Source organism: Hymenobacter translucens, from assembly GCF_020685205.1.
GTDB lineage: Bacteria > Bacteroidota > Bacteroidia > Cytophagales > Hymenobacteraceae > Hymenobacter > Hymenobacter translucens.
The window spans coordinates 221,734-233,807 of sequence record NZ_JAJERB010000004.1; the positions used below are offsets into that span (position 1 = coordinate 221,734).

The 12,074-nt window shown below is 60.2% G+C and carries 7 protein-coding genes; 2 read left to right on the forward strand and 5 right to left on the reverse strand.

All coding sequences use genetic code 11. From position 1 onward, the window contains the following. Window positions 1-3: 3 nt before the first annotated feature. Complete coding sequence (locus LJY25_RS11130; protein WP_227608413.1) at window positions 4-3,378, reverse strand: SusC/RagA family TonB-linked outer membrane protein; 3,375 nt, start codon at window positions 3,376-3,378, stop codon at window positions 4-6. A 318-nt stretch (window positions 3,379-3,696) separates the two neighbouring features. On the opposite strand from LJY25_RS11130, the gene LJY25_RS11135 reads away from it, so the two are divergent. Both LJY25_RS11135 and LJY25_RS11140 read left to right on the forward strand, forming a co-directional pair. Then, window positions 3,697-6,705 carry a SusC/RagA family TonB-linked outer membrane protein gene (locus LJY25_RS11135; protein WP_227608414.1) on the forward strand — a complete coding sequence of 1,003 codons (3,009 nt, stop codon included), beginning with the start codon at window positions 3,697-3,699 and terminating at the stop codon, window positions 6,703-6,705. Window positions 6,706-6,723: 18 nt separating this feature from the next. After that, complete coding sequence (locus LJY25_RS11140; protein WP_227608415.1) at window positions 6,724-8,166, forward strand: RagB/SusD family nutrient uptake outer membrane protein; 1,443 nt, start codon at window positions 6,724-6,726, stop codon at window positions 8,164-8,166. Between the two features lie 78 nt (window positions 8,167-8,244). On the opposite strand, the gene prfB is transcribed toward LJY25_RS11140, so the two are convergent. From prfB to LJY25_RS11160, 4 genes are all read right to left on the reverse strand, one after another. Continuing rightward, window positions 8,245-9,322, reverse strand: a protein-coding gene (prfB, locus tag LJY25_RS11145; protein WP_227608416.1) for a peptide chain release factor 2 whose coding sequence is annotated in 2 segments (ribosomal slippage) — window positions 8,245-9,270 and window positions 9,272-9,322 — 1,077 coding nt in all. Because the reading frame shifts where the segments join, the coding sequence is not laid out codon by codon here. A 116-nt stretch (window positions 9,323-9,438) separates the two neighbouring features. Next, window positions 9,439-10,503 (reverse strand): branched-chain amino acid aminotransferase, encoded by a 1,065-nt coding sequence (locus tag LJY25_RS11150; RefSeq protein WP_227608417.1) that lies wholly within the window; start codon window positions 10,501-10,503, stop codon window positions 9,439-9,441. A gap of 149 nt (window positions 10,504-10,652) precedes the next feature. Then, the gene (locus tag LJY25_RS11155) at window positions 10,653-11,201 is read right to left on the reverse strand and encodes a cob(I)yrinic acid a,c-diamide adenosyltransferase (protein ID WP_227608418.1); all 549 of its coding nucleotides are present in this window, start codon (window positions 11,199-11,201) and stop codon (window positions 10,653-10,655) included. Between the two features lie 149 nt (window positions 11,202-11,350). Beyond that, the gene (locus LJY25_RS11160) at window positions 11,351-12,070 is read right to left on the reverse strand and encodes an ABC transporter ATP-binding protein (RefSeq protein ID WP_227608419.1); all 720 of its coding nucleotides are present in this window, start codon (window positions 12,068-12,070) and stop codon (window positions 11,351-11,353) included. Between the last annotated feature and the right edge of the window lie 4 nt (window positions 12,071-12,074).

Here is a 12,074-nt window from a genome sequence, read left to right on the forward strand (position 1 = left end):
TTACTAGTAGGTGAACTTAATGGAGAAAATCAGCGAGCGGGTGCTCGGGTTGTTGAAGTAATCCAGACCACGGCCATTGGATACCCCGGTCAGATTGGTCTCGGGGTCAACGCCGGTGTAGTCCGTCCACAGGTACAGGTTACGACCGGTTACAGCCAGATCGATGCTGCCCAGCTTGGTCGCATTGCGCAGCCATTCCTGGGTGATGCTGTAGTTCAGCGAAACCTCGCGCAGACGGGTGTAGCTCACGTGCTCCACGAAGGGCTTGGCCGGGCCGCCGGAGAAGCCGTTGCCCAGGCCGTTGCGGTACCACTGCTCGTCGAGGGCCACGTCGCCGGCACCGAAGTTACCAATGCGTCCGCGGAAGGTATGGTTCCCGTTTACGGCCGGATAGGCCTGCGCTACCGTCTGGCCGTTGTACAGCTTCAGGGTAGCAGCCTGGGCCGCCGATACGGTCGTTTCCTCTTCCAGCTCGCCGGAAGTACCGAAGAAGTACAGGGCGCCCTTGGTGCCGTTCCACACGTCGAAGCCGTTTACGTGGTCGATGAGCACGTTCAGCGAAAGGCCCTTGTAGGTGAACGTGTTGTTCAGACCACCACGCCAGTTCGGGTTGGGGTTGCCAATCACGCGCTCGGTGCCGCCGTCAGCCAGGGTCGGGAAGCCGTTGGTATCCACGATGTAGTTGCCGCTCTCGTTGTAGCCGAAGTCCGTTCCCCAGATTACACCGAGGGGCTGGCCTTTCACGGCGCGGGAGGAAGTGCCGGTGAAGCCGGTCAGGAAGATAGACTCAGCGCCGGCCAGTTCGGTTACCCGGTTGCGGTTCAGCGAGTAGTTGGGCGAAAGGGTCCACTGGAAGTCAGCCGTCTTGATAACGCTGGCGTCAAGGTTTACCTCAAAGCCGCGGTTCTGGATGGTGGCTACGTTACCGTTGGTGTTCTGGAAACCGGTCGAAGCGGCTACTGGTACGCCCAGGATTGCGCCTTCCGTTTCGTTGGTATAGCCCGTCAGGCCCAGGCTGATGCGGTCATCGAGGAAGCGCAGATCGACGCCACCTTCAATTTCCGTCTTGCGCTCAGGCTTCAGCAGGCTGTTGCCCTGCGTCGTGGAGCGCACGAAGCCGCCACCGTAGTTCGAGGCATCCAGCGCAGTGCCCCAGCCGTCGGCCAGAATCGTGCTGCCGGCGCCCGTGTAATACGTGCGGGTCAGGTAGGGAGTAGGCTGTACACCAACCTGGCCGTACGAAGCGCGCAGCTTACCGAAGCTCAGCACGCTGTTTTCCGACAGGGCGGCAAGTTTGGTGAACTGCCACGCTACCGAGGCAGCGGGGTAGATGAACGTGCTGTTGGCTTCCGGACCAAAGGTCGACGCCTGCTCACCACGAACCGTACCGTTCAGGAACAGCTGATCAAACAGGCCCAGGTCCACCTGGCCATAGAGGGCCGCCGTGCGCTGCTCTACCACGAGGTTGAAGGGGGTCCGGCTGGTGGCCGGGGTGTTGCTGAGCTGCGGGGGCGAGAAGGGGTTGATAAACTGCGTGGCCGTAGCGCCCACCTGGGAGCTGCGACGGGCGTTCAGGTTGTAGCCAACCAGACCGGTCAGGCTGATGTTTTCACCGAAGGTGGTCTGGGCGCGGACAATCAGGTCGTTGTTGAACTGGTTTTCCTGAATAATCTCCTCGCGCAGAGAGCCGTTGATGGCGGCGGTAGCACCCACGGGGAAGTAAGCCCGGCGGTTGTCGTTATAGGTGTCGACACCGCTCCGGTTGAGGACATTCAGCCAGGGAGTAATGTCGTAGGTCAGCTCCAGGGCACCCAGGAAGCGGTTGATGCGGCTCTGGTTGAGTACCCGCTCCAGCGTCCAGAGGGGGTTGTCGTAACCCGCCCGGGTGATGCCATCGGAAGCCGTGGCTGCACCCAGCTTGTTGCGGTACGATACCTGACGGTCGAGGTAAACGTTACCAGCTGCGTCGGTGTAGTCACCCACGTAGCGGCTGTTGTCGTAGTCGGGCGAGGTGCGCAGGCCACCGAGGTAGATACCGCTGGTGTTGGAGCCCTGCTGGGCCCGGTCGGAGCGGGTGCGGATGTAGGAAGTGTTAACCGAGGCGCGGAACTTGTCGGTCAGCTGACGGTCCACGTTTACGCGGGCCGTGGTCCGGTCATAGTCGGAGTTGAAGCGGGCAATGCCTTTCTGGTAGGTGTTGCCCAGGCTCACGTAGAAGTTGCTGCGCGTGTCGCCACCACTGATGGTGCCGATGTTGTCCCAGGTGTAGCCGTTGGTGAACGGGGCACGGCCCTGATCGTAGGTGTCCTTGCTGTTTTTGCCGCCGTGGGGGTTGGCCGCCGTGCCGTTGGCAACGGCGTAACGGCGCGTACCGTCGGGGAACGTCACGTAGCCCTGGTAGCCAGGAGCCGTGGGCGAAGTGATTTCGGTGTCCGGGCCGCCGGTGCGGTCGGCAATCTTATCACCCCACGAAGCCGAGGAAGTGTTGTTGAAGCGGCCGCCGGCACCCTGTCCGTAGGAGCGCTGCAGGGTAGGAACCCGGTTGATGCGGTCCACGCCGTAGCTGGTGCGGTAGCTTACGTTGAGCTTGCCATCGGCGCTTTTGCCGCGCTTGGTGGTAATCACGATTACGCCGTTGGCGGCGCGGGTACCCCATACGGCGCTGGCAGCAGCACCCTTCAGGATTTCCATCGAGGCAATGTCGTCGGGGTTGATGTCGTTCAGACGCGAGGACTGCACAACGCCGTCTACCTGGTTGGAAGCGGCACCGCCGTCGCTGGCCAGAATGCCTTCGTCACCTACCGACGTGTTGAAGATCGGAATACCGTCGACTACGATCAGGGGCTGCAGGTTGCCGGTGATGGTGCTGGCGCCGCGGATCTGAATGTTGGCGCTGGCACCCGGGTCGCCCGAGGTGCGGGTAATGAGTACGCCCGGCGTCTTACCCGACAAAGCGGTAATCACGCTGGTTTCGCCCGAGCGGACGAGGGCCGTACCCTGCACCGTGGATTGAGCAGTGCCCAGCTGGTCGCGGTTGGCCTCCAGGCCCAGGGCCGTGACGACAACTTCGCCGAGCTGCTTGTTATCGGGCGCCAGACCAATGTTGATGGCCGCGTCGGAGCCAATAGGGCGGTCGATAGAGGTATAGCCGATTGAGCTAAACGTGAGGGTAGTGGCCGAGGCCGGCACGCTTAACGAATACGAGCCATCGGCATTAGTGGAGGCCCCTACAGTGGTACCCTTGACCAGCACGGTCACGCCCGGCAGGCCTTGTCCCGTAGCACGGTCGGTAACCCGTCCCGAGATAGTCCGGTCCTGCGCCACTGCCTGCTGCAACAGGCAAGTGAGCAAACCAAACAGGAATAAAAGTTTTTTCATTTGAGAAAAAAGTTTGGTGAGTGATAAGAATGAAAAGGTGAACAGTGGGGGCAAGTATAGCTCAAAATGAGCAATGCCACAGAATGAGGTAATAAGTAGAATCGGCTATAGCAGTTTGGAATCCCACTTTTTCTCATCGATAGCGCGGCTGCAGTCGCAGATTAAATGCTTTTCTGCAATTCAATCTGTAAATCGTTAAAAGAGGGGCCGAGCAGGAACGTATTTTCGCAAGATTTTGGCCCTGCCGCTATAACAATCGCAATTTTAAGCTAGGTTTGGCCTAACACAGTGTTTCACTCACAAACCATTAATCACCAAATGAAAAAAATTTTATTGCTGTTTAGCCTGATGCTCTTCAGCGCCCTGTTGCAGCAGGTCGTGGCACAGGACAGAAGCATCTCGGGGCGGGTCACGGACCGCGCCACGGGACAAGGCCTGCCGGGCGTGACCGTGCTGGTCAAGGGTACCACTGTAGGGGCCTCCACCAATGCCGATGGCTCCTTCTCGCTGAGTGTACCGGCCTCGGCCACTACCCTCACGTTTAGCTCGATCGGTTACACCTCTATCGACCGCCCCATCGGCTCCGATGCCACCATCAACATTGGTCTGGCAGCTGACACCAAGCAGCTCGGCGACGTAGTGGTAACTGGTCTGGCATCGTCCATCAAGCGGGAAAACCTGGCCAACGCTGTTACCACCATCTCCGCCAAGGAGCTGACGGGCAGCACCCGGCCGGTAAGCGTGGACGCCGCTCTGAGCGGTAAGGTAGTTGGGGCCAACATCGCGCAGACCAGCGGTGCCCCCGGTGGGGGCGTGGCTGTTCAGCTGCGTGGTATCTCGACCATCAACGGCTCGTCCCAGCCCCTGTACATCATCGACGGGGTGTATGCTGTAAACGAAGCCATTGGTAACGGTGCTGGCTCGGCCGCCTTCTCGGGCGCCTCTTCCGGAACCACCCGTACCACCCAGGACAACCCCCTGAACCGCCTGGCTGACCTGAACCCCAACGACATCGAGTCGATTGAGGTACTGAAAGGCCCCAGCGCGGCTGCCATCTACGGTACCCGGGCTAACGCCGGGGTAATTATCATCCGCACCAAGCGTGGTGCCGCCGGCCAGACCCGGGTGAGCCTCACCCAGGACATCGGCTTCTCCCGGGCTATCCGCCTGCTGGGCAAAGAAGACTGGACTCCCGAGAAGATCGACAAGTTCTACAGCGGCGCGGCTGCTGCGGCCGAAAAGGCTGAGTTGGCTGCCGCCCAGTCTGCCGGTAAGATCTACGACTACGAAAAGGAAGTTTTCGGCAACACCGGCTTCCTGCGCAACACCGGCCTGAGCATCTCAGGTGGTACGGACCGCACCAAGTTCTTTGCTTCAGCCAGCACCTCAGACGAAGAGGGCATCGTGAAGAACACGGGCTTCCAGCGTAACTCGGTTCGTTTGAACCTGGACCAGAAGATCGGTCAGCGCCTGGACCTGGGTATTTCCTCGAACTACATCAACTCCAACAACCGTCGCGGCTACACCGGCAACGACAACCGGGGTATCAGCCTGGGCTACACCCTGGCCTACGTACCCAGCTATAAGGAGCTGCACAAGAATGAGCTGGGGGTTTTCCCCGATGCTCCCACCGGCGACAACCCGCTGGCCGTAGTAGAGCGGGCTATCAACGAGGAAGAAACCAACCGCTTCATCCAGACTGGTAGCGCCACGCTGCGCATCATCGACAAGGAAAACTCCTCGCTGCGCCTGACGGCTCAGGGCGGTGTTGACTTCTCCAACAGCGCTGCTATCCTGGCCCTGCCGGCCGACCTGCAGTCGTCGCGCAACTCGAACAACCCCGGTGCCGTTCGCTTTGCCCGCAACAACTTCCTCAACACCAACCTGCAGGCTTTCCTGATCTACGACTGGAAGCTGCTCGACAACAACCTGAGCCTGACCTCCCAGTTGGGTACGGTTCGTCTGGACCTGAACCAGGACCTGACTTACACCCAGGGCGTAGGCCTGGCTCCCGGCCCGCTGACTCCTAACCGTGGCTCCATTATCACGCAGGATGCCTTCCTGCAGCGTGAGTCGGACGTGGGCTTTATCGGTCAGCAGGAAATGAACTTCAAAGACCAGATCATTGCTACCGCCGGCGTACGTTTCGACAAGTCGACCCGTAACGGTGACCCCGAGAAGCTCTACGCTTTCCCCAAGGCTTCGCTGGCCGTGAACGTGGCTAACTTCGAATTCTGGACGGTTGACCAGGTAAACCAGGTGAAGCTGCGTGCTGCCTACGGTGAAACCGGTGGACCTGCTTTCTTCGGTGCTACCTTCTCGCCCCTGGGCCCGATTTCTACCGGCGGCCGTGGCGGCTTCCTGCCCTCCACGCTGGTAGGCAACGCCGGCATCGAGCCGGAGCGTGCTACCGAACTTGAGTTTGGTGCTGACCTGGGTTTCCTGGAAAACCGCGTAACGCTGGAAGCCAGCTTCTATAACAAGGAAGTAAAGAACCTGGTGAACACCTTCGTACTGGCTCCGTCAACCGGCGTTTCCTCTATCCGGGCATTCCCCGTAGGCGACCTGCGCAACCGTGGCATCGAACTGGCGTTGGGCGTAACTCCCGTGCGCTCGGATAACTTCAGCTGGACGTCCACGACCCAGTACTGGCACAACCGCTCGGAAGTAACGCGCATCACGGTGCCTACTTTCATCACCGGTACCGGCTTCGGCTCGGCCTTCGGACGCAACTACTTCAAGCTGGGCGAGTCGCCTTCGCGCTGGTACGGTGTTCCCGCAAACGCTACGACGAACCCCGATACCCCCAGCAACCTGACCCGCTACGAAGACGCTCAGCCGGACTTCCAGATGTCGTTCCTGAACTCGTTCACCGTCCTGAAGAGCTTCGACATCTCCTTCATGGTGCATTGGAAAAACGGTGGCTACATCTCCAACCTGAGCCGTCTGCTCCAGGATGAAGCTGGTACCACGGTTGACTGGAGCGACCCCAGCGGCCGGAACGACGGTCAGACCATCGGTCAGTTCCGCGCTGGCCAGGCCGGCGTAGATGCCCGTCAGTTTATTGAGGATGGCAGCTACGTGCGTCTGCGCGAGGCTTCGATCTACTACAGCGTGCCGTCGGGTGTTCGCACCAGCCTGTTCAAGAACTATGTGCAGAACATCCGTGTTGGCGTATCGGCTAACAACCTGCTCACCTTCACGGACTACACTGGCTATGACCCCGAGGTTTCCAACTTCGGTGCCACTTCCAACTTCGCGCAGGTTGACGTAGCTGGCTACCCCAACACCCGTCGTCTGTTCTTCCACCTCGGCATTGATTTCTAATTTTTGCTAACTCTTCCAATGCATAAGATCATTTTCCCATATCAGAAGACCCTTGCGGCCGGCGCACTTGCGCTCCTGCTCGGTACGTCTTCGTGCAGCTTCTTCGAGACGGAGGCTGTAACCGACCCCAACAACATCAGTATCGAGAGCGTCCTGCAGAATGCTAATCAGTCGCAGATCAACGCCCTGGCCGTCGGCCTCGAAGCTTCCCTCCGCCTAGGTCACGTAAGCAACGCGCCGAACAACCAGGTTGTCGGTACGTTTGGCCGGGAGGTGGTTGTAATGGCTGGCACCGAGTCGCGCTGGTATACCGAGCTGCTCGGTACCCGCAGCGCTACCCTCGACGATGCTGCCTACTACAACGCGGCTTACTCGGACTTCGCCCGTGTTCGTCGGGCTGCGCAGATCTTCCGCGAGTCGGCGCAGAACGCCCAGATTCTGACTGCTCCCCAGAAAGCCGGAGCTGCTGGCTTTGCCCGCACCTACGAGGCGCTGTCCAAGCTGCACATCCTGATTCTGCAGGGCGGCGAAGGCAGCACTGATCCTAATGCCGGTGGCATCCGCATCAACCTGGATGACATCCGCAAGCCGGGTAAGTTCGTGTCCTACGCTGAAGCGCTGACGCATCTTCGCCAGCTGCTCGATCAGGCTGCTGGTGAGCTTGATCAGGCCGGTAGCACGTTTGCTTTCCCGCTGTCGTCCGGCTACGCCAACTTCAACACCCCGGCTGACTTCAAGAAGTTCAACCGGGCACTGGCAGCCCGCGTAGCTCTGTATCAGAAAGACTACGCCGGTACGCTGACGGCCCTGGGCCAGTCCTTCTACAGCCGTACGGCCGCTCTGACCCTGGGTCCGAAGATTACCTTTGATCCGGGTGCCGCAAACAACTCGGGCAATCCGTATTTCCAGCTCTCTAACTCGAATGCCGCTACGGTGGTAACCGTTCCGGATAACTTCCAGGCCGAGGCTGAAACCGGTGATACCCGCCTGAACAAAGTAGCCCTCCGCACCACTCCCCGCCGGGTAGGCACGGGACCAACGGCTGTCGATGGTAACTACGAGCCCCGGGTATTTGCTTCGCAGACCACCCCGCTGGATATCATCCGCAACGAGGAGCTGCTGCTGATTGCTGCGGAAGCCCGGGCCATGACGAATGACTACGCCGGTGCCACGCTCGACATCAACGTGGTTCGCACCGCTGCTGGTCTGGCCCCCACGGTTCTGACGTCGGCTAACGCCCTCGACGTGATCCTCAAGGAGCGCCGCTACTCGCTGTTCTACGAAGGTCACCGCTGGCATGACCTGCGCCGTACCGGCCGCCTCCGCACGGAGGTAACCCCGGCCGGCGTAGTGGGTGTTGTAAAGCCCCAGACCCTTATGTACAGCGCTACACCATTCCGTCTGTACACCCGCATGGAGCGTCCGGTTGCTGAGAAGCAGTGGGACATTGCCAACCCGTAACGGAAACCACGCTCACGAAAAAGGGCTGCGCAACTGCGCAGCCCTTTTTTTGTGTCCTGACTTCAGGTTTCGTAAAACTCAGCTCTGCATCAGAAAGCCCCGGATATACTCGTCCAGATCCCCGTCGAGCACGTTCTGCACGTCGGTCCGCTCGATGCCGGTGCGCAGGTCCTTGATAAGCTTATAAGGGTGCAGCACGTAGTTGCGGATCTGCGAACCGAAGTCGATGCGCTTCTTGCCGGCTTCCACCTTGTCGCGCTCGGCGTGGCGCTTGTCCATCTCCAGCTGGTAAAGCCGGGACTTGAGCATGCGCAGAGCGTGCTCTTTGTTCATAAGCTGGCTGCGCTCAATCTGCACCGCGATGATGATGCCCGAAGGCGCGTGGGTAAGGCGGACGGCGGTTTCCACCTTGTTCACGTTCTGCCCCCCGGCGCCCCCGGCCCGGTAGGTGTCCCAGCTGATGTCGGCCGGGTTAATCTCGATCTTAATGGTGTCGTCGACCACGGGGTAAGCAAACACCGACGCAAACGACGTGTGGCGCCGGCCGCTGGAGTCGAACGGGGAAATGCGCACGAGGCGGTGGACCCCAATCTCACTTTTCAGGTAGCCATAGGCAAAGGCGCCGTCGATTTCCAGCGAGGCCGACTTGATGCCGGCACCTTCGCCGGGCTGGTAGTTTACCTGGCGCACGGCAAAGCCGTGCTTTTCGCCCCACATGATGTACATGCGCATGAGCATCTCGGCCCAGTCCTGGCTTTCGGTGCCGCCCGCGCCGGGGTTGATGTCGATGATGGCGGAAAGCTGGTCTTCCTCGTCGGAAAGCATGCGCTTGAACTCCAGCTGCTCGACGGCCTTGAGGGCTTTGTCGTACTCGCGCTGGATTTCGGCTTCCGGAACTTCCCCCTCGCGGTAGAACTCAAACAGCACCTCCACGTCGCCCACGGCGGCCAGCACGGCTTCGTAGTCGTCGGTCCAGACCTTTACGGCCTTGATTTCCTTGAGCACGGCTTCGGCTTTCTTGGAGTCATCCCAGAAGTCGGGAGCGGTGGTTTGCTCCTCGGTGGCGGTTACCTGGGCTTTGCGGTTATCGTAGTCAAAGATACCTCCTCAAGGCCTCAGCGCGGCCCTTCAATTCCTTAACCTGGTCCTGGGTCATCCGGAAAAAATAAGTGTGAAAAAAGAATGCTACTCGGGCTGCAAAGGTATCCAAACGAAAACGCCCGCCACCAGTCCAGGACCGGAAGCGGGCGTTTTTAGCCGGATTAGTTTACGCTACACGCTCACCATCCAGTTGTGCGTATCGGGCGCCTGGCCGGTGCGGATAGCATCCAGGGCCGCCGAAACGCGCTTGGAAAAGGCATTGGCCGGGGCCGTGGGCAGGTCATGGTCCTGACCCCGGAAGCCGATGGTGGCAATCGGGGCGATGGTCGCGGCCGTACCCACCCCGAAAGCTTCCTGCAGGGTGCCGTTCTGGTGGGCTTGGAGAATTTCGTGGATCGAGATTTTGCGCTCTTCCACCGGCATCCCCCAGTCACGGGCAATGGTCAGCACGCTTTTGCGGGTGATGCCGTCCAGAATAGAAGTACTCAGCGCCGGCGTAATCAGGCGGCCGTCGATGACGAACATCACGTTCATGGTACCCGACTCTTCCACGTAGGCATGCTCGGAGGCGTCGGTCCAGAACAGCTGGTGGTAGCCTTCGTTCTGCGCCAGCTTGGTGGGCCACATCGAAGCACCGTAGTTACCGGCCGCCTTGGCGTAGCCGGCGCCACCCTCGGCCGAGCGGACAAACTTCTCTTCGAAGCGCACCCGCAGCGGCTTGTTGTAGTACAAACCCACCGGGCAGGTGAAGATCATAAAGCGGTACGACTCGGAGGGACGCACGCCGATAAAGCCGTCGGTGGCAAACATGAACGGGCGGATGTACAGCGCGCTGCCGGGCTTGTCGAGCACCCAGTCAGCATCGAGGCGAATCAGCTGGGTGAGGCCCTGCATAAACAGCTCCTCGGGTATGGCCGGCATACACATCCGCTCAGCCGAGACGTTGAGGCGGTGCAGGTTGTCGTAGGGCCGGAACAGGGTGATTTCGCCCTCCGCATTCTTGTAGGCCTTCATCCCTTCAAAGATGGCCTGCCCGTAGTGCAGGGCCGAGTTGGCCGGGCTGACGGCCATGTCGCCGTAGGGCACAATCTGCGGGTCCTGCCACTCGCCGTCGTGGAAATCCACGGAAAACATGTGGTCGGAGAAGATTTTGCCAAACTCAATATGTTCGGGGTCCAGCTCCTGGCGACGGGAAGCGGTAGTGCGCTGGGTCCGAATGGTAAGGGTGTCGAGCATAAGCGTGAGTGGGAGTGAGAAGCCGGCTGGCGGGAAGGTGGGATTCCTGAAACGGAGGGCCGGGGCCGCCCGTTGCTGACCGGCAAGTGGGAGATATGACCTTTAACTGAGAAGTCCTGAAAATGAATCAATCAGGGAAATAAAAATGCTTACATACGGGGCCGCCAGCTAACCTCTTCGGCACCCAGGTCGTGGGCCATCTGCCGGCTCAGCACAAACAGATAGTCCGACAACCGGTTCAGGTACATCACCACCAGCTCGGCTACAAACGCGTCTTCCTGCAGACTGATGACCAGCCGCTCAGCCCGGCGACAGACGCAGCGGGCTACGTGGGCAAAGGAAACCGACTGGTGGCCGCCGGGCAGGATAAAGACGCGCAGCTCCGGCAGCACCTCGTTCATGCGGTCCATCTCCTGTTCCAGCAGGCGGATGTCTTCGGCGTGCAGGTCCGGAATCTTCATCTTCGACTTCTCGGGGTCCGAGGCCAGGGAAGAGCCAATCGTAAACAGGCGGTCCTGAATTTCCTTGAGCAGGTCGCGGCGGGACGCATTCACGTCCTGGTCGCGCAGCAGCCCAATGTAGGAGTTGAGCTCATCGACCGTACCGTAGCAGTCGATGCGCAGGCTGGACTTCGGCACGCGCGTACCGCCAATGAGGGAAGTGAGACCCTGGTCGCCGGTCCTGGTGTAGATCTTCATTGGCGGGTGCGGAAGGTAAAGGGGAAAGGATACCTGCTGAAAGCGTGTTCGAGGTAAATTGTTGTAGTCGGCCAGGCAAATGCCAAAATTTTCAGCCCGGATCCCGGAAAGTAAGCTGCCGGGGCATCGTACTCTCTTGGGTGCGGCAGCTACGCGCCGGCGGGGTGATGGGTCGCAATATCGGTGTTGACCAGGTCGGATTCCACGAGGCCGTCGCGCAGGCGCACGATGCGGTGGGCGTAGCGGGCAATGTCCTCCTCGTGGGTTACCATGATGATGGTGTTGCCTTTGGCGTAGAGCGCCTCAAACAGGTCCATGATTTCGTGACTGGTCTTGGTGTCGAGGTTGCCGGTGGGCTCGTCGGCCAGGATAATGCTGGGGTCGTTTACCAGGGCTCGGGCAATGGCCACACGCTGGCGCTGACCACCGGACAGCTCGTTGGGGCGGTGCTTGGCCCGGTCGGCGAGGCCTACGCTGCGCAACGCCTCCAGGGCGCGCTCCTGGCGGGCGCTCTTGCCGTAGCCGGCGTAGATGAGCGGCAGGGCCACGTTGTCGAGCGAGGTAGCCCGGGGCAGCAGGTTGAAGGTCTGGAAGACGAAGCCGATTTCTTTGTTTCGTACCTCCGCCAGCTGGTTGTCCGACATGTTGCTCACGTCCTGCCCGTTGAGCACGTAAGTGCCGCCGGTGGGCGTGTCCAGGCAGCCTACGATGTTCATCAGCGTGGACTTGCCCGAGCCCGAAGGGCCCATAAAGGCTACGTACTCGCCGCGCTGAATAGAGATAGTGACGGAACGCAGGGCGTGAATCCGCTCGGCTCCCATCTGATAGATCTTGGAAATATCGTTGGTTTCAATGACGGGGGGCAGCATAGCA